Raw genomic sequence first — 19722 nt, forward strand, 5'->3', positions numbered from 1 at the left:
AAAAATAGGATTCCCCTGGCCAGGAGAATCCTATTCTACAACTTAAATTCATAAAAGTAAATTATAGCACAAAAAATTAATTTTGTCAAGATATTAGGTGTAAGTAGTTAACGGGGGGGAAAATTCGGATTATTGAAATGAAAAGGGCATTCCAGGATGTCTTTTTTATAAAAAGCGTCAGGGAAGTCATGTAACAAAAATGTCATAAATAGATACGAAAAAATGACTTCTATATCCGAGGTTCAATGTTTGCAGTACTTGGTATCGCTTGCATGAAAAATTCACTTAAGCCTGCGAATTTCATTTTATACGTGTTCAATGGAAAAAACACCTTATTGTACAGATTTTGTAAAGTTTCACCATCCATAATCCTTTTTTGGGACCAAATTCAACGAGAACAGTAGTTCAAACTGTTTATTCGTTTTAGATCTCTCCAACGACTTGGCTTTTGACACCGATCTAGATGGGGGCACTTTAGACATCAAGCAGAAATCCTTCGTCTTTAAGAAAGCGAGAAAGCAGAGACTTGGGATTTGGTGTAAAAGCTGACCTTCTGAATGAGCTTCCGTGTTTTTCCCCCATCAAAGAGTGTAGAGATTTTCCCACTTTCTCATTTCGAAATGATGTGCCGAAGGAGGCGATTTTATCAAATGAATAGTTATGATGTCTGATTTCAAAAAACATTCAAGGAAAAAATTTTTGTTAGGGGGATTATGTTGAAATGGGGAAAAAGATTGGGCATATTGCCTTGTTATTCCTGCTTCTCTCTCAAACTTTTTTAAGCGGCTTTTCCAATTCGCCTGAAATAAAGAGCGCTGAAAAGCTGGAACAAGACTTGATCTCAAAGGTGACTCTGTTTGATGAAGAAGGAAAGATGATGGATTCAAGTCATGCAGTAAACAAAGATGACGTCGTAAATATACAGTTCGACTGGTCATATACAGAAGCTGTTCAAGTAGGGGAAACTTATACGTTTGCCATTCCCCGTGAATTGAAAGTTGTGAGGGAGCAACAGGGTTCATTACTGGGAACAAATGGCGACATTGGTTCTTTTCAAGTGAAAACAGATGGAACGGTCGCTCTGACTTTTCATGACAAGGTTGAAAATCGTGAAAATGCCCAAGGAACACTTCGTATTCAGGCTGCCTTCAATCAGGAGATCTTGAAAGGAAAAGATACAGCTTCCATTGAATTTGTCATTCAAGAAATAGCTCACGTATTGAACGTATCATTTCTAGCCGATTCAGCAGAGGAGAATCATGACAAGACAAATGCTGCACCAGGCTCTGATAGAGAGCAAAAAACGGAACCCACGAGAGTGGAGAACGAGAATGAAGCGAATAGCAAATCAAACAGTAAGACGGCTGAAGCAAGCGATATAACGAGTAGCAAAGCAACCGTCCGAGCACAAATGAACGCCGGAGCTGCTTCAGAAATAACAGAAAATATTTTAACATCGGTTTCCTTGAGGGATGAAGATGGAAATATCATTCATGCGGAAGAGAATCCGAATTATCGTCCAAGTTTGGGATCGACAGTGGGAATAGAATATACATGGAAGCTTGAAAATAATCATGGGTATGGAGCCGGGTCAACTTTTACATTTCAACTTCCAGAAATATTTAAAGTATATAATGACCTCGAAAATGAACCGCTGATATTTGGTGGTATCAATATGGGAACATTTACGGTCAAAACCGACGGCACGATAACCATGGTTTTTAACGAGGAAATAAAAAAACATTCCAATATTGAAGGTTCGTTGAAGCTATGGACGGAATTCAGGGAAGACTGGAAAGGAAGCGTCGAACAAGAGATTGTGTTCCCAATAAAAGATGGGGACACCATCAGCATTCCCGTACACTTTCAGCCAAAACCGGGTCCGGAAATTGATAAAAAGGGAATACCAAATCAAGCCTATAACGCAGAATCGATTGAATGGACAGTTGATTTTAACAAACAATTAAAGAAGATACAAAATGCTGTTCTCCGTGATCCGATCCAAACAGGGCAAAGGCTGCAAGCTGATTCGATCAAAGTTTACAAACTGGATGTCCAACTGGATGGAAGTGTGGTACAAGGGGATTTGATGGACCCGGGTGAATATGCCATAGAAAAAATAGCGGGCAGCGATTTTCTGGTTCGGTTCAAAGCAAAACAAATTGATTCCGCCTATCGAGTTGTGTTTGTAACAGATATTACCGATCAAGACGGAACCAAATATAAAAATGAGGCAGTATTGACAGGGGATGATGTAAGCCTTCCTGCAAGTGCAACGGTATCAGTGAACCGTGGAAAGCCAATATCCAAAAAATCAACACATTACGATCAACAAACACAAACGATCACATGGGAAATTCTATACAACTATAATGAAAAATCGATTTCCAAAAAAGATGCCTTTTTACAAGACTTTTTCAATAAAAGTCAAGGGCTCATTTCAGATTCTTTCGAAGTTTATAAAGTAACCATTGGTGAAGATGGAAATGAGGCGGGTACAGAGAAGGTTGAAAGTTTCTCGGTAACGCCAACATCCACGGAAAATCAAAACGGTTTTGAACTTACATTTAAGGAGGATATCGATTCCGCTTATAAAATTATTTATAAAACCAAAGCGACTGACCGCGTATTCGATTGGGAGAATATTACCAATAAAGTGGTGACGGGAGAAGGTAAAGAGGGTGAAGGATCAAGAGATATTCACCAGCAAATTTTGATTAAAGCCAATTACCCAAATCATCCTGAAACAGATTACGAAAAGAAAACGACTACGTGGGGAATTTCATTCAACAATGATAGCCACCTGATGAAAAATGTAAAATTAAAGGATGTTTTTTCTAATAAGGGGCTGACGTTTCAGCCTGATACGTTGAGGATCACAAATGCTGAAAAAACGTTAGTCAAGGGTGAAGACTATCATTTAATTGAAGAAGCTGATGGCTTTACAATCGAATTTGTTCATGATATTTCAATTCCGCATTTTATCGAGTATCAAACAAAATTTGATTATGATGCGAGAGAAAATGGAAAAAAGGCTTTCCAAAATAAAGCAACAATCATTTGGCAAGATAAGGATGGAGAAGAAAAACACAAAGATGGTACGGCAGAGTTTGATCCGGATCATTATACAAAAGGCAATGGCTTTAAAAATGGGTCGTACAATGCGGTTACCAAAGAAATTACCTGGAATATCGGCCTTAACTACAATCTGAAGAAAGTCGAAAATGCTTTGGTGACTGATTATATCCTGGGTAACCAGAAATTGGTGAAAGACTCCATTGAAGTCTATGAGATGAAGCTGGATGGTTCGGCAAACGGAGTTGAAAAAGGCGCCCTGCTGACTCTTGGTGAGGATTTTACCATTGAAAATGTTGAAGATAAAAACGGAAATCCAGGGTTTAAAATCAACTTCAATGGAGATATTGATACACCGTACTGGATTACGTATAAAACAAGTCTTCAAGATCAACTGATCCAAAAGGAATATAATAACACAGCGAAGCTTTTCAACGGTGATAATGAAATTACCAGTCTTGATGCGAAAGTATCTGTCGCTCATGGCGGGGAATATACACATAAATCGGGAGCTCAAAATGGAAAGGTGATTGACTGGAAAGTCAATATCAACTTTGGGCAATCGAAAGTTTCAGATGCAACATTAACCGATGATCCAAGTCCTAATCAAATCTTGCTGGAAAATTCATTCCATTTATACGGCACTAAAATTGCTGAAAATGGCACGGTGACAAAGGATCCCGAAAATGAACTGAAGCGAGGGGAAGATTACACCCTTGACATTAAAACAGATGATGAAGGCAAGCAAACCTTTGAAATAAAATTCCTCAACGACATTGATAAAGCCTATATTTTGGAATATCAGTCATACATCAATGCTCGAAATGGAGATGAAATAACCAATAAAACTTCATTTGACGGTAAGCAGATCACTACTGAAGTAACGGATTCTGAAGAAAAAATCGTCGTAAAAATAACCGGCGGTTCTGGAAGCGGCAGTGGCGAAACGGGCAGCCTGGAAGTGACGAAAGTGGATGCTTCCACAGGAGACGCGCTAAAAGGAGCGACGTTCACTTTATATGACAACGAAGGAAACATTGCCATTCGCACGCTGACAACTGGTGAAGACGGCAAAGCGGTATTCAAGAACTTGCTGTACAACGATTATATTTTAAAAGAAGACAAAGCGCCGGATGGATATGTTGTCGGCATCCAGGACAGCAAAACCGTCAAGATCGACTCCAAAGAGAACAACCAAATAACGGTGAAAAACAAGAAGATCGTTCATGCCGTTGAATTAATGAAAATAGATCAAGAAACGAAAGAAACGTTAGCCGGTGCGGTATTTGAACTCCAGCGCAAGGTCGGAGACAAATATCAAAAAGTGGCAGAACTAACAACCGATGAACAAGGGGGCATTTTTAAAGAAGAGCTTGAACCAGGAGATTATCAATTTATTGAAATAAAAGCTCCATCAGGTTATCAACTCAACCCTGAACCCATTTCATTCAAAATAGATGAAAAGCAAACAGAAATTGTCAGGAAAACAGCAGAAAATCAAATCGTTTTAGGAGCGGTTGAATTAACAAAGGTAGATCAAGACGATCCAGAAACTGTATTATCAGGTGCCATATTTCAACTTCGGGATGAGAAAGGCAATATTCTCCAAGAAGGTTTAACAACAGATAAAAATGGCAAACTCATTGTAAAAGATTTACGGCCGGGTCCATATCAATTTGTTGAAATGAAAGCACCCGAACATTACGGCCTGGATTCTTCACCAATTCCATTCGAAATTAAAAAAGGACAACAAGAAGCGTTACAAGTAACAGTAGATAACGAATTGATACCAGGTTCAGTCGAGTTAATCAAGGTTGATCATGATAACAAGGAAATGACACTGGCTGGTGCAGAGTTCGAGTTACAAGATGCGGCGGGCAAGGTGCTGCAAACGGGCTTAACAACTGATGAGGATGGAAAGCTCATCGTTAAAGATTTGAAACCGGGCAAGTATCAATTTGTTGAAACGAAAGCACCTAAAGATTATGCGCTTGATTCCAAGCCACTGCCGTTTGAAATTGAGAAAGGCCAAAAAGAAATCCTTCTTGTGACAGTTGAAAATGAATTGGCGCCAGGAGCTGTCGAGTTGACGAAAGTGGATAAAGACAACAAAGCACTCCCTTTATCCGGTGCGGAATTTACGTTGCAGACGGCAGATGGAATAGATCTTCAGGCAGGGTTAAAAACGGATCAGGAAGGAAAACTGATCGTGAAAGGATTAAAACCGGGCAAATACCAGCTTGTTGAAACGAAAGCGCCCGAACATTATCTCTTGGATTCTACTCCACTTGCATTTGAGATTGTCAGAGGCCAAAAAGAAATGCTCAAAATCACGGCATATAACGAACTGATACCAGGCTCTGTAGAATTGATAAAAGTGGATAAAGATCGCAAAGACTTGTCATTATCCGGTGCGGAATTCAAGTTGCAGACGGCAGAAGGAACGGACCTCCAAGAAGGCTTGACTACGAATGCCGAAGGCAAGCTCGTTGTACAAAACTTGAAACCAGGCAAGTACCAATTCATTGAAACAAAAGCGCCTGATTTTTATCAACTTACAGCAAAGCCAATACCATTTGAAATCGGCAAAAGCCAAAAAGAAACATTGAAGGTAACGGCTGAAAATGAATTCATCCGCGGTAAAGTGGAATTAACGAAGGTTGATAAAGACAACAAGAACGCACCATTACATGGGGTAGAATTTGCATTGCAAGATGCTAGCGGCAAAACCCTTCAAGAAGGCTTAACAACAGACAAAGACGGAAAAGTCGTCATAGAAGACTTAAAGCCGGGCAACTATCAATTTGTCGAAACAAAACCGCTATTTGGCTATAAATCAAACAACACGCCAATCACATTTACAATTGCCAAAAGTAAAACGGAAGCAGATGTAGAATGGATTAAACTGACAGCAGAAAATGAATTGGTGCCAGGATCAGTGGAATTGACAAAGGTGGATGGCGACAATAACAAGGCTCCATTGGCCGACGCGGAGTTTGAGCTTCAGGGTGCCAACGGCAAAACGCTTCAAGAAGGCTTGATGACAAATGAAAGTGGCAAGCTGATCGTAAGCAATTTAAAACCGGGCAAGTACCAGTTTGTGGAAACGAAAGCGCCTTTTGGCTATCATTTGGACCCGACCCCAATCGCATTCACGATTGAAAAAGGCCAAACAGAGGCAGTAAACGTAATTGCGCAAAATGCTCTTGCGACAGGCTCAGTCCAATTGCTCAAAGTCGATAAAGACAATGACGAGTTAACATTGGAAGGCGCGGAGTTTGAGCTTCAGGATGCCAACGGCAAAACGCTTCAGTCCGGCCTATCGACAAACAAGGAAGGCATAATTGCCGTCAAAGATTTAAAACCGGGCAAGTACCAGTTTGTGGAAACGAAAGCGCCTTTTGGCTATCATTTGGACCCGACCCCAATCGCATTCACGATTGAAAAAGGCCAAACAGAGGCAGTAAACGTAATTGCGCAAAATGATCTTGCGACAGGCTCAGTCCAATTGCTCAAAGTTGATAAAGACAATGACGAGTTAACTTTGGAAGGCGCGGAGTTTGAGCTTCAAGATGCCAATGGCAAAACGCTTCAAGAAGGCTTGATGACAAATGAAAGTGGCAAGCTGATCGTAAGCAATTTAAAACCGGGACAATACCAACTTGTAGAAACAAAAGCACCCGAACATTACAAACTCGATGCTTCACCGCTCGTCTTTGAAATTGTGAAAGGACAAAAAGAGGTATTGCGCCTCACAGCGGTCAACGAGTTAACTCCAGGTGCAGTGGAGTTAACTAAGATCGATAAAGATGATCAGGCATTGACGCTGCCTGGAGCAGAATTTGAGTTGCAGGATAAAGCAGGTCGTACACTTCAAGCAGGTTTAACAACAGATAAACAAGGAAAAATCATAGTCGACAGCTTGAAACCTGGTGATTATCAGTTTGTTGAAACGGAAGCACCTAAAGGCTATCAAAAACGAACGGAACCAGTACCATTTACAATTGAAAAAGGTCAGGAAGAGCGATTAAAGATCCAAGTAACGAATACGAAAGTTCCGGTTGATATAGGAGAGCAAAACGATTCTGATACTCCAGTCCGACCAGATAAACCAAACAACCCAATACAGCATCCAGAAAAACAAAATAGCGGGACGAAGCTCCCAAATACTGCTACAACCATATTCCAATATGCAGCAGCAGGACTGATTCTTCTACTAGTTGGCATTACTCTCACTAGATTTAGAAGAAATCGCCAAGAATAAACTGAAGTGCTTCCATATGCTAGTATAGTATATGGAAGCCATTACTTCTATTTGCCACTTCATACGGTCAGACACACCTCGACATTCTTCATGAAAGTTTCCCAAGTATATAAACATTTATTTTAAGAAATGAACTATACAATTTATGGTATAATAACTGTACATTTACTATTTCAATTTCAAGATGAAGATATAAATTTCCCAACTTCCTGTTGTTCATCAACATCAAAAAAGGTGCATTGCAACATCATTGATCTTCGTTGGCTTGAGCTTTTTTAGATATAGCGGCTTTTACCTTTGAAGTTCATCATATCCTTTAGCTCGGGTGGAAAAACTAGTTTTATACAATGAATGTCTTCCTTTCAAAGCACATTTGGAGATAAAACCGAAGTGTTTCGAGTTGCCCAAAGAATTGTAGAAAGTGGAGGACGCTGTTTCTAGTTAAAGGTTAGGGGCGGTGAAGGAAGGGCAAATGGTTTGGTCAGGACATCGGGATACGATTTTTCACTGGCCTGGAACATTCTAAACGAGTGACGGACTTCAAGTAAAAATGCTCAGCGGTGAATGTACATGTATGATCAAAAACAAAACGGAATTTTCTCCTTGCGGATGGTCATGCTTTTAATTGAAAAATATTGTAGGTGCAATTTGTTATCCATGCTTGATATGTAGAAGAAGCTTATGCCAAACCAGTGGAATCATTACCCGGCTTTCTTACTTAATTTACATTAAAAAGGTGGCTGTAATGTTGAGAGTTATTCTAGTTGATGACGAAGCCTTAGCTCTTGAGCACATGGAACATTTACTCGTGAAAATCTCTGGTGTTGAAATAGTTGGAAAATTCCAAAATCCATTCCGGGCACTGGAGGCCTCACTAAGAGAACGCCCTGATGTTATTTTTCTCGATATAGATATGCCGGAAATAAACGGAATTGAAATAGCGGAACAGATTCAAAGCTCTTATCCTGAAATATTAGTCGTATTCGTGACAGCTTATGATGAATATGCTGTAAAAGCCTTTGAAATCAATGCCATGGATTATGTTATCAAGCCTGTTCAGAGGACGCGGCTTGTTGAAACCGTTCGCCGATTAAAGAAAAGGGTTCCTTCACAAGCAGTTTCATCCGATGGTTCAGGTATCGTTTGCTGTTTTCAAACTTTACAATTTAAGAGATCAATGTGGGATTCTGAATTTGTTGACGTGTACTGGAGAACATCCAAGGCCCGGGAATTGTTTTCTTTTTTAATCCAGCATCGCGGGCGTCCAGTACGTAAAGATATTTTGCTAGATATGCTTTGGCCCGAGGTTGACGATAAAAAAGGTTATGCGCAACTGTACGCCGCTATTTATCAAATTCGTCGAACATTAAGCGCTATTCAAATGAATATTACGATTTCCAGTCTCGATCATAGCTACGTGCTGGAATTAAATGAAGTCAAGCTTGACGTAGATGAGTGGCAGAATGGAATGGCTGCATTAACTTCTGGAAGCGATGAAAATGTTGTCAAGCACCAAAACTTAATGACATTATATCGAGGGGACTATTTGGCCGAAGAAGGTTATTTGTGGGCGGAGAGCGAGCGGGAAAGGTTAAGGATTTTATGGCTTCACTACATCAATATGATGACGGATCACTTCGTTTCTAATGGTAAGTACACGGAAGCGATTTTACTTTATCGGCGAGTACAAGTATTACATCCATATGTGGATAGCAGCTATTTCATGCTGATGAAGCTGTATGATTTACTCGGGGATCATCACTCAGTTGAACAACAATACAAACATTTACGGAACATGCTAAAAGAAGAATATGACATGAAACCCAAACCTACAATTGAAAAGTGGTATGAGAAATGGAAATCAGAAATGAATAGACATAAAAACGGAGATGGAAACAATGAATGCCGCAGTCTTTAATGGCATTCATTGTTTATTTTTCGTTGTGCAATAGCGGGCGATCACCTCATCTTCCGTTGCGGATGTGAGCCGGCTTACAAGTGTAAAAAATCATTTGAGAGGCGGGGAGTTTGGCAGGGAGAAGGCCAAATCTTGTATGAAGAAAAGACATATTTTACTTATGCTGGGCTTACTTTTGATCGTTTTATCAAGTTCGCGGATTTTTTGGATGGAATTATTTCGGGATCAAAAGCAGCGGCCAGTTGAAAATGGGCAATTAGATTTGCGTAATTGGGATGCAGAGGACGGTGAAGTTCTTTTATTGGATGGTGATTGGGAGTTTTATCCATCAAGCTTGTTGATGGACGAAGAGCGGCAACCGGGACTGGGCAATGCGGCGCCACAGCTTATTCAAGTTCCGGGTAAATGGAATGAAGTATTGCACTCGCCGTATGGTTTTGCCACCTATCGATTGCGTGTTCTTGTCAATCCGGAAAAAAAGGATCTGAATTATAGCATCCGTGTACCAAGTGTACGCAGTTCTTCGGAAGTATATGTGAATGGGCGTCTGCTGGCCAAATCCGGGAAAGTGGCAAAACATCAAGAGGAATATATTGCGAAAAATTTACCCTATTCCACTACTTTTACAGCGGATGATAAGGGCGTCATAGAAATCGTCATTCAAGCCGCAAATTATGCGGATATACGAGGCAGCGGCATCATTCGCTCGATTAAGTTCGGTACGGAAGAAGCCATTGCCAAGGAAATGAAACTATCTTCCTCCATGCAGCTTTTGACTGCGATAATGTTCTTGATACATTCTGTCTATTCTCTTATTTTGTTTTTTCTGGGAAATCGGGAAAAGAAGCTATTATTCTTTTCTTTACTTACACTTTGTGTGGCATTGGGAAATTTATTCAGTAATGATGAGAAACTGTTTCACCAAGTTTTTTACATAGGGTATGAATGGGATTTTCGCTTGGCGAATGCAGCTGTACTCATCGGATGTTATGCGTTGCTTGAATGTACCGATCATCGGTTACTTCCGTATTGGCGCAAGATTTATCGTATTTATACTGTCAGCACCTTGGGCATTGCCGGTATAACGTTGTTGTTAACCCCACCCCAAGTGATAATGATCTTCCCGGTTTATTTTGTATTGGTGGGAGTTGCAGTCGTGATCACGGGGATTGCCATCATGCAAAAGTTCATCAAGGATATCAAAGCTAATCTGTTGCTGCTTTTTTCACTTACTGCTCTCATCCACCATTTTATTTGGGCAATCGGCTGGCGGGAAAATGGTATTAGTGTTGCCCACTATCCGTTTGATCTGTTTATTTCGATCGCCTGTTTTGCGTCTGTATGGTTTAAGGATTATTTTAAAATGCACGCCGACACAAGGGAGCTTGCCGCTGCATTACAAAGGATGAATGATCATAAGGATCAATTTTTGGCAAACACTTCACATGAATTTAAAAATCCGCTCCATGGCATTTTAAACATGTCACAAACTGTCTTAAAAAGGGAACGGGATATGCTGCAGGAAAGAAGTGTGAAAGAACTCGAAACGATTTTATCTGTCGGGCGGCGGATGACACTCATATTAAATGATTTGCTGGATGTAATGAGTCTTCAGGAAGGCAATCCGCGGCTGCAGAAAAAAGTCATCGCCATTCAGCCCATCATCACAGGGGTGCTGGATATGCTCCACTTTATGGTAGAGTTCAAGCCCGTGAAGATTGTGAATCAAATTTCCGAAGATTTCCCTCCCGTATATGCGGATGAAAATCGGGTCGTTCAAATTGTATTCAACTTGCTTCATAATGCGGTCAAATATACGAATGAAGGTCAAATTACCATTCGGGGCTTTGTAAAAGAAGGAAGAGGTTTTATCGTGATTGCGGATACCGGGGTCGGAATGGATAGAGCCATGCTAAAGCGTTTGTTTAATCCTTATGAGCAAGCAAATTCCGGTAAGACGATGATTGAAGGCGGCTTTGGGCTGGGATTAAGTATAAGCAGACAATTGGTCGAACTTCATGGAGGAGAACTGGAAGTGTCTTCTGCCTTGGGAGAAGGCTCCACATTTACATTTTCTCTAAAATTAGCCAGTGTAAAAGAGAAGGAAGCGGGCGATGTCTCCGGATCATTTGAACAGTCCGTCCCGATTCAGGAAAAAACTTCGCTTGATTGGACCAAGCTCGACATCTCGCCTGTTGTCAAGCGACCTCCATTAGGGGACACTGCGCTTAATCGTCCGGTCATCTTAATAGTGGATGATGATCCAGTAAACCTCCAAGTGCTTGAAGCCATTTTACCTCCGGAAGAATACGATGTGACGATGGTTACGAGCGGAAAAGAAGCGCTGGCCATATTGGGCGAGAAAGAGTGGGATTTGGTCATATCGGACGTCATGATGCCCCAAATGTCAGGGTATGAGTTAACTCAGATTATCCGCAAGCGGTTTTCTCTTACCGAGCTTCCCATTTTACTGCTTACGGCGAGAAGCCGGGCAGAGGATATTCAGAGTGGATTTTTGGCTGGTGCAAACGACTATGTAACAAAGCCGGTTGAAGCGCTGGAAATAAGATCACGGATTGAGGCATTGGCGATGATTAAACAAGTTGTGCGGGAACAGTTGCAATTGGAATCCGCCTGGCTGCAGGCACAAATTCAGCCTCACTTTTTATTTAACACGTTAAACGCGGTAACAGCGTTAAGTGAAATTGATTTGGATAAAATGCGTGATTTGCTTGATCATTTTAGCCATTATTTAAGAAATAAATTTCAATTTCAACATATGGATGCGCTGATTCCAGTTGAAGAGGAGTTAAGCATCGTGCGCTCTTATTTGTACATTGAACAGGTGCGTTTTCAAGACAGGCTGCAAGTTGTTTGGGAAATAGACGAATATAATGACTTGAAAATCCCATTCCTGACGATCCAGCCTTTAGTAGAAAATGCGATCAGGCACGGCATTATGAAACGGATCAGTGGCGGGAAAATAATGATTCGGATTTCCCAAAACGAAAAGCAGGTGGACATATCCGTTGAAGATGATGGGGTCGGAATGGAAGATGATAAATTGCGGCAAATAATGGATAGAAAGAAAAGCGGCCAGTCGGGAGTTGGTCTAATTAATACCGACATGCGCTTAAAGCGCCATTTTGGAAGGGGACTGCATATTCAAAGCACCCCCGGTTTGGGGACAAAGGTTTCTTTTACAGTGAGTAACCAACACTTGCAAACATCAACGGAGATTCATCAAGAGTCGTAGTCTTTTTTAGCCCCAAAAAAGTGGAGAAAAACGATGATTCGTTTTCTCCACCTTTTATTGAAGCATTACCTTGATGCGAAAAATTCCTTCGCTTTTTCCAAATAAACTTGGTCTTCCGGGAGCAATTCCTCTTCGTGATAAATGGCTTCCACGGGACAAACGGCTTGGCATGCGCCGCAGTCGATGCAAATATCGGGATCAATGTAAAACATTTTTTCCCCTTCTTCTATACAGTCGACCGGACAAACGTCTACGCATTCGCCGAATTTTTCACCTTCGCAAGGAGCTGTAATGACATATGACATTCGATAACCCACCCTTTATTTAATGTATATGAAATAGTTCGCAGCTTGTGCGGTTCAAACGGTAGAGAAAATGAAACTACTGCTAATATAGCAAACATGAGGCTTGTTTTCAATGAATCGGGCTGAATTACCAATAAGTAGGAGCATTTTTTCAGCAATTTTAACAGATTGGTTGCATATGGAACATGAATGTATTAAGATTGGAATATGAACATATGATCATATAAAAGGTGAGTGTGTTATAAATGGAACGTAAAAATGATAACCATGATGAGCATGATGAACTTGATGAAGAAACATTATTTATTGTTTCCCAAACATTCAAGGCATTGGGAGATCCGACTCGAATTCGGATTTTGCATTTGTTGTCGGAAGGGGAACGTTCAGTAAACCAAATCGCTGAGGCGCTTCATCTTCAACAGTCAACAGTTTCCCATCAGCTTCGATTTTTAAAAAATTTGCGGCTCGTTAAATATCGCAGAGAAGGCACGAGCATGTATTATTCACATGATGATGAACATGTTGTAAAAATACTTGAACAGACGATTGACCACGCAAGGCATTAATGAGGGAGGTTATATGCATGGCTGAATATCGCCTTAAAGGTCTTTCCTGCGCAAATTGCGCCAGGGAGATGGAAGAGGAAATTCAAAAGTTGGATCATGGTGACAATGCTAAAATAATGTTCAATTCTAGTAAATTAGTCGTTTCCGATGAAGTCGCCTTGCATAAAGTGGAAAAAATATTGGCAAGCGACGGCGCTTCCATTGTCCGTGAATCAAGTGACAGCACACATGACGACCATGATCACGGAAGTGGGCGCAAGCTACTCTATTTTATAGGTCTTTCAGCGGTTTTATTTGCGCTTGCCATTGCCCTGGAAAACATGATTCCGACTGTTGCTGCGGCCGGTATTTACGTCGCTGCTGCAGCCATCAGCGGCTATAAAACGTTTATAAAAGGCCTCAAAAACCTGGTAGCGTTCAAATTTAACATTGATACGCTTATGACAATTGCCCTCATTGGGGCTTTTGGAATCGGTGAATGGAAAGAGGGTACGCTTGTTGCGATCCTTTTTGGCATCAATGAATACTTGGAAGGCCTGGGAATGGAAAAGGCGCGCAAATCAATGGAAACACTGTTAAAGGTGGCTCCGAAAGAAGCGATACTGCTTTCCGGAAAAGAAGAAAGAGTAATCCCGATCGCCGATTTGCAAGCCGGAGATGTGGTTCTCGTGAAATCGGGTGAAAAAATTCCTTCCGACGGTGTTGTATCAGAAGGAAGAAGTTCGGTGAACGAAGCAGCCATTACGGGGGAAGCGATGCCTGTTGAAAAAACACCCGGCGAAACGGTATATGGCGGAAGCATTAATAACGAAGGTGTTTTGAAAGTTACCATTACAAAGCCTTACGAAGATTCCTCCCTTGCCAAAATATTGCATCTTGTTGAAGAGGCGCAGGAAACGAAAACACCAACGGAACAGTTTATTAACAAGTTCGCGAAATATTACACTCCGCTTATTATGGTGATCGCCCTTATTGTGATGATTGTTCCCCCGCTTTTCGTAGGAGATTGGGGAAGTTATTTTTACCAAGGCTTGGCAGTCCTCATTGTCGGTTGCCCGTGCGCGCTGATCATTTCTTCCCCCATTGCCATTATTTCCGGTATTACCCGGAATGCCCGAAACGGGATTTTGATCAAAGGCGGCGTGTTTTTGGAGCAGCTTGGGCATGTCGACGCCGTTGCATTTGATAAAACCGGTACGTTGACAAAAGGGGAACCCCATGTAGAAGAAATGATCGCCTATACGAATATTAAGGAATTGTTAAGAATCGCCGGATCAATTGAAAAGTCTTCCTCCCACCCGCTTGCAAAAGCTATAATGGAGAAGGTGGAACAACAATCTATTCCACTCGAAGAACCGACTGATTTAAAAACGATTGCCGGCCAGGGAGTTGAAGCGAACATTTCCGGACAGACATACAGACTGGGGAACGAAGCGAGCATACCATTTGACGAAATTCCACCGCAAATTCAAAGCGATCTGGAGCAATTAAAAGACGACGGGTACACAATTGTCGTTGTTTCAGATCACGAGCAAGTTTTGGGCTTGTTTGGGATTGCTGATGAAATTCGCCCTGAAAGTAAAGAAGTTGTCGCTGAATTATACGACGCAGGGGTTAAAAATGCCGTTATGTTGACAGGCGACCATGATAAAACGGCGAAAAAGGTAGCTTCCGCCGTTGGACTGAGCCATTATTACGCTAATCTTCTGCCCCATATGAAAGTGGAAAAAATGAAAGAGCTGATCAAAAAAGGAAAAACAGCCATGGTTGGAGACGGAATTAATGATGCTCCGGCACTGGCCGTTGCCGATCTCGGGATCGCGATGGGGAAAGGAACGGACAGCGCCATTGAAACAGCGGACATTGTCCTCATGCAGGACCATCTTGGAAAATTGCCGGGAGCCATAAAAATCGCCAAGCGAGTAAATACTATTATTAAAATAAATATTTCTCTCGCGTTAGGCTTGAAAATAATAGCTCTATTATTAACCATTCCGGGATTGTTGACGCTTTGGATCGCCATTCTTTCAGACATGGGGGCGACCATCCTTGTAACGTTAATCAGCTTGACCGTATTGATTGACAAAAACAAAGCCGGCACGCAAAAGTAAGGAGGTTAAAACCATTGGAACGGGTACTTGTCGTGGATGATGAACCATCCATCGTCACACTTCTTCAATATAACTTGGAAAAAGCGGGATATTCCGTCACAACAGCTGGAAATGGCGAAATCGGTTTGCAAAAAGCAATGCAGGAAAGGCCTGATCTCATTGTTCTTGACTTAATGCTTCCTGGAATCGATGGCATGGATATTTGCAAGAAGCTTCGTCAGGAAAAAATCAACACGCCTATTTTAATGTTGACGGCCCGTGACGATGAATTTGATAAAGTGTTGGGACTGGAATTGGGCGCTGACGATTATTTAACGAAACCTTTCAGCCCGCGCGAAGTCGTTGCGCGGGTCAAGGCGATATTACGCCGATCAAAAATGGTCGAAGAACCGAATATTGTCGTGGAGCAAAAAGGTGAACCGATGTACAAAATTGGAGAGCTGGCCGTTTTTCCGGAAAGATATGAAGCGCTTCTGCGGGAAGAAAAACTTGAGCTTACTCCAAAAGAGTTCGAACTGCTGGCGTATCTTGCCGCAAATGAAGGGAAAGTGCTAAATCGCACGCAGCTGTTGGATGCCGTCTGGAATTACGACTTTGTCGGTGATTCGCGGATTGTCGACGTGCATATTAGTAACTTACGTGAAAAGATTGAATTAGATACACGTAAGCCGCAATATATCAAAACGGTCCGAGGCTTTGGCTATAAGTTGGAGAGACCATAGCAATGCAAAAATTATGGCTTCGGATTACTTTTTCTTTTCTTTTATTAATGTCTATCGCATTGCTTGTTTCCGGTTTTTTTATAGCCGACAAAGTAAAGGATACATACATGGATCTCAAAAAGGACCAACTATACGAAATGGCGCAATTAACTGTAAGAGCCATTAACACGGGCACTGATAGCGAAGTAAGGCTGCAGGAACAGGTAAAAGAGCTTTCCAAGACCATTACTTCACGAATTACAGTGATTGACCGGGACGGACATGTGCTTGCCGATTCAGAGGACAACCCTTCTGCCATGGAAAATCATGCCGACAGGCCGGAAGTTCGGCAGATTATAAAAAGCGGAAAGGACTCGGGGATATCGATTCGCTATAGTAAAACATTGGGGTACAACATGATGTACGTCACGATCCCCATGATTGAAGGTGACCAGGTAAAAGGTGTTGTTCGGACATCACTATCCTTGGAGAAGGTGGAACAGGCAATCGAGCACCTGACAGCCACATTGACATTTGTTCTTTTTACAGCGATGCTGTTAACGACAATCGTCGGGGTCAGAATGGCAAAAGGGATTGCCAAGCCGATTGAAGAAATGATTACGGTATCCGAACGGTTAAAGGATAAAGATTATTCTGCAAGAGTGAGAATGCAGCCAAAAGGTGAGCTGGGGCGGCTTGCAAACGCCATCAACGTATTGGCGGCCAGCTTGAAAAGCCAAATGGAACAAATCCAGGAAAATGAGCAGCAACTGATGGGTGTGTTAACCTACATGAAAAGCGGGGTACTGCTCGTTGATAAGGACGGAAGGATTTTACTCGCCAACCGTGCCATGGGGGACATGCTGGGGCTTGAACCAGAAACGCTAAAAGGCAAATTGCACGTAGAGGCGGGAAAAAGCGCTGATCTGAGCCGCCTTATTGATCAATGTCTCCTTGAAGGCAAGGAAATTAGAGATGAAATCCAATTTTATTTTCCAGATGAACGGATACTGGATGCCCACTTAGCCCCTTATGTTGGAAAAAGGAACGAATTAAAGGGCATCGTTGCGGTTCTTCATGATATTACGGATATCCGGCGTCTCGAAAAAATGCGCAGCGAGTTTGTGGCAAACGTTTCGCATGAATTGAAAACGCCAATTACTTCTGTTAAAGGGTTTGCGGAAACGCTGCTCGATGGAGCCATGGATGATGAGGAGTTGCTCCACGATTTCTTGAATATTATTCATAAAGAAAGTGTGCGGCTGCATCGGCTCATCAATGATATTTTACATCTATCCAAAATTGAACAGCATCTCGTTACACCGATAGTTGAAGAGGTAAACGTGACGGAAGTCATCCGTAACGTGGCGGAGACCATTCGAAAAGAAGTGAAGACAAAAGGGCTTGAGCTTGAACTTCCTGACAACACAAATGTATGGGTGGAAGGAGAAAGAGACCGGATTCAGCAAATTATTTTAAATCTCGTCTCCAACGCGGTCGTCTATACGCCTGAGGGCGGAAAGATTTCCGTATCCGTTTCGGAAAGGGAAAACGAAGTTGATATTCGTGTTCAAGATAACGGCATTGGGATCTCGAAAAAAGATCTTCCACGTATTTTTGAGCGTTTTTACAGAGTTGATAAGGCAAGAGCGCGTGATTCTGGCGGGACGGGACTCGGTCTTGCCATCGTGAAACACTTGATAGAATCGCATCATGGTTCCATTAAAGTAGAAAGTGAAGAAGGAGAAGGGACCATTTTTACAGTGACCCTCCCGAAAAAACAAGCAAACATGTAAAGGCCCCGAAAGCATTCAATCTTTCGGGGCTTTTTTTGTGGAGAGTCTCCTGGTCTACAAACTTAATCATTGGGACGAACCATTCCAAAAACATCTGAACATTGGTCTAAACGCCATAGCTTAAAGCCGGGCAGCGGGTGAACAATGATTGCGGATTTTCGCTTCTTCTCAGTGGGGGCCGTTAACATGCTCCGATAATAATTACCGCTGATGAAGCATCATATCTTAATTATTCAGTTCGATCATTTTACCGGCTGCCATATAAACAATCCACTCGCAAATGTTTGTTGTGTAATCACCGATTCGTTCCAAATACTGGGCAACAAGCAAGAGGTGTGATGATTGGCTTATGGATGCCCGGTCACTTTTCATTAAATCAATCAGATCAAGAAAAATCTTTTTAAAATAAGCATCAACTTCATCATCCCGTTTGGAAATGGCGATGGCTTCATCCTTGTTCATTTCGATATACGCATCGAGCGTATCGCGAAGCATTTTTTGGGCGAGTTCCGCCATTAACGGGATATCCACCAGCGGTTTCGCATAGGTTTCATCTTTTAAATGAATGGTTGCTTTGGCGATGCTGACGGCGTGGTCCGCCATACGCTCCAAGTCTGTCGCTACTTTCAACGTCATGGCAATCCTTCTCAAATCGCTCCCGACGGGCTGTTGCAAAGCGATCAAGGAAAAACAAGATTTTTCAATGTTGACTTCGGCATCGTTGATCAGCTTGTCGCCTTCAATGACGGCTTCTGCAAGCGGAATATCCTTTTGAACGAGCGATTTGACCGATTTGTGTACTGCCTCTTCCACCATGATGCCCATCGTGAGAAGCTGTTGGTGCAGTTCCTTTAATTGCTCTTCAAACTGGGATCTGAGCATATTAAGTGTCCTCCTTTTTTAACCGAAGCGTCCGGTAATATAGTCTTCCGTTCTTTGATCGGAAGGGTTGGAAAACATGATGGAAGTATCATCGAACTCAATGAGCTCCCCGTTCAGGAAAAAGGCTGTCTTATCTGAAATTCTTGCAGCTTGCTGCATATTATGAGTAACGATGATAATACTGTATTTTTGCTTTAGCTCTTGCACCAACTCTTCGACTTTCATTGTCGAGATGGGGTCAAGTGCCGAAGTAGGTTCATCCATCAAGATAACATCCGGTTCCACTGCTAAACATCTCGCGATACATAGGCGCTGTTGTTGTCCTCCGGAAAGGCCATAGGCGTTTTCATGTAAGCGGTCCTTTACCTCATTCCAAAGGGCTGCACCCTTTAAGCTTTTTTCTGCAATTTCACGGAGAATTTTTTTATCCCGAATGCCGTGAATGACCGGGCCGTATATAACATTTTCATAAATGGATTTTGGAAACGGATTGGGCTTTTGAAACACCATGCCCACTTTCGTTCTCAATTCCTCTACTCCGTACTTGCGGTCTAATATATTTTGATCTCTATATAATAACTGTCCAGACATTTTTACAGTCGGAATCAAATCGACCATACGGTTAAGGGATTTGACAAATGTGGACTTGCCGCAACCGGATGGTCCGATAATGGCGGTAACGTTATTTTCGGCAATGGCAATATTGATGTTTTTTAAAGCCTGGTCTTCTCCGTACCAGAGGTTTAATTCTTTAGCTTCAAAAACAGTATTCTGTTCAACACGGCTTTTTTTGGTTGTTTCCGGAGCTTTCTGTACTGCCTTTATAGTCATAGCCGACATATAAAGTC

At 41.9% G+C, this 19722-nt stretch carries 10 protein-coding genes; 7 read left to right on the forward strand and 3 right to left on the reverse strand.

The features are described 5' to 3' along the window. Nucleotides 1-721: 721 nt before the first annotated feature. The 3 genes from NST31_RS14880 to NST31_RS14890 all read left to right on the forward strand — a co-directional run bounded on the left by NST31_RS14880 (nucleotide 722) and on the right by NST31_RS14890 (nucleotide 12513). Complete coding sequence (locus NST31_RS14880; RefSeq protein WP_339161651.1) at nucleotides 722-7339, forward strand: SpaA isopeptide-forming pilin-related protein; 6618 nt, start codon at nucleotides 722-724, stop codon at nucleotides 7337-7339. Between the two features lie 745 nt (nucleotides 7340-8084). After that, on the forward strand, nucleotides 8085-9257 hold the full coding sequence (locus NST31_RS14885; RefSeq protein ID WP_339161653.1) for a response regulator: 1173 nt from the start codon (nucleotides 8085-8087) through the stop codon (nucleotides 9255-9257). A 136-nt stretch (nucleotides 9258-9393) separates the two neighbouring features. Next, nucleotides 9394-12513, forward strand: coding sequence for an ATP-binding protein (locus NST31_RS14890; RefSeq protein ID WP_077112904.1), 3120 nt, complete (start codon nucleotides 9394-9396; stop codon nucleotides 12511-12513). 65 nt (nucleotides 12514-12578) lie between these two features. On the opposite strand, the gene NST31_RS14895 is transcribed toward NST31_RS14890, so the two are convergent. Further along, the gene (locus NST31_RS14895) at nucleotides 12579-12818 is read right to left on the reverse strand and encodes a 4Fe-4S binding protein (RefSeq protein ID WP_171973952.1); all 240 of its coding nucleotides are present in this window, start codon (nucleotides 12816-12818) and stop codon (nucleotides 12579-12581) included. A 245-nt stretch (nucleotides 12819-13063) separates the two neighbouring features. Here NST31_RS14895 and NST31_RS14900 point away from each other — a divergent pair, with 245 nt between their 5' ends. From NST31_RS14900 to NST31_RS14915, 4 genes are read left to right on the forward strand one after another with little or no spacing between them, the layout of a single operon-like run. Then, nucleotides 13064-13384 (forward strand): metalloregulator ArsR/SmtB family transcription factor, encoded by a 321-nt coding sequence (locus NST31_RS14900; protein ID WP_077112902.1) that lies wholly within the window; start codon nucleotides 13064-13066, stop codon nucleotides 13382-13384. A 17-nt stretch (nucleotides 13385-13401) separates the two neighbouring features. After that, the gene (locus tag NST31_RS14905; RefSeq protein ID WP_339161657.1) at nucleotides 13402-15495 is read left to right on the forward strand and encodes a heavy metal translocating P-type ATPase; all 2094 of its coding nucleotides are present in this window, start codon (nucleotides 13402-13404) and stop codon (nucleotides 15493-15495) included. A gap of 14 nt (nucleotides 15496-15509) precedes the next feature. After that, nucleotides 15510-16217, forward strand: a complete 708-nt coding sequence (locus NST31_RS14910) for a response regulator transcription factor (protein WP_077112900.1) — start codon at nucleotides 15510-15512, stop codon at nucleotides 16215-16217. Between the two features lie 2 nt (nucleotides 16218-16219). After that, on the forward strand, nucleotides 16220-17992 hold the full coding sequence (locus tag NST31_RS14915) for an ATP-binding protein (protein ID WP_339161660.1): 1773 nt from the start codon (nucleotides 16220-16222) through the stop codon (nucleotides 17990-17992). A gap of 225 nt (nucleotides 17993-18217) precedes the next feature. On the opposite strand, the gene phoU is transcribed toward NST31_RS14915, so the two are convergent. Both phoU and pstB read right to left on the reverse strand, forming a co-directional pair. Next, nucleotides 18218-18874, reverse strand: coding sequence for a phosphate signaling complex protein PhoU (gene phoU, locus NST31_RS14920; protein ID WP_077112898.1), 657 nt, complete (start codon nucleotides 18872-18874; stop codon nucleotides 18218-18220). Between the two features lie 18 nt (nucleotides 18875-18892). Next, on the reverse strand, nucleotides 18893-19705 hold the full coding sequence (pstB, locus tag NST31_RS14925) for a phosphate ABC transporter ATP-binding protein PstB (RefSeq protein ID WP_139345682.1): 813 nt from the start codon (nucleotides 19703-19705) through the stop codon (nucleotides 18893-18895). Between the last annotated feature and the right edge of the window lie 17 nt (nucleotides 19706-19722).

Origin of the sequence: Siminovitchia sp. FSL W7-1587, assembly GCF_037963795.1 — a bacterium.
Lineage (GTDB): Bacteria > Bacillota > Bacilli > Bacillales > Bacillaceae_C > Siminovitchia > Siminovitchia thermophila.

Coding starts and splice junctions, on each gene's coding strand:
- NST31_RS14880 (WP_339161651.1), top strand. CDS start 722: ATGGGGAAAAAGATTGGGCATATTGCCTTGTTATTCCTGCTTCTCTCT.
- NST31_RS14885 (WP_339161653.1), top strand. CDS start 8,085: ATGTTGAGAGTTATTCTAGTTGATGACGAAGCCTTAGCTCTTGAGCAC.
- NST31_RS14890 (WP_077112904.1), top strand. CDS start 9,394: ATGAAGAAAAGACATATTTTACTTATGCTGGGCTTACTTTTGATCGTT.
- NST31_RS14895 (WP_171973952.1), bottom strand. CDS start 12,818: ATGTCATATGTCATTACAGCTCCTTGCGAAGGTGAAAAATTCGGCGAA.
- NST31_RS14900 (WP_077112902.1), top strand. CDS start 13,064: ATGGAACGTAAAAATGATAACCATGATGAGCATGATGAACTTGATGAA.
- NST31_RS14905 (WP_339161657.1), top strand. CDS start 13,402: ATGGCTGAATATCGCCTTAAAGGTCTTTCCTGCGCAAATTGCGCCAGG.
- NST31_RS14915 (WP_339161660.1), top strand. CDS start 16,220: ATGCAAAAATTATGGCTTCGGATTACTTTTTCTTTTCTTTTATTAATG.
- phoU (WP_077112898.1), bottom strand. CDS start 18,874: ATGCTCAGATCCCAGTTTGAAGAGCAATTAAAGGAACTGCACCAACAG.
- pstB (WP_139345682.1), bottom strand. CDS start 19,705: ATGACTATAAAGGCAGTACAGAAAGCTCCGGAAACAACCAAAAAAAGC.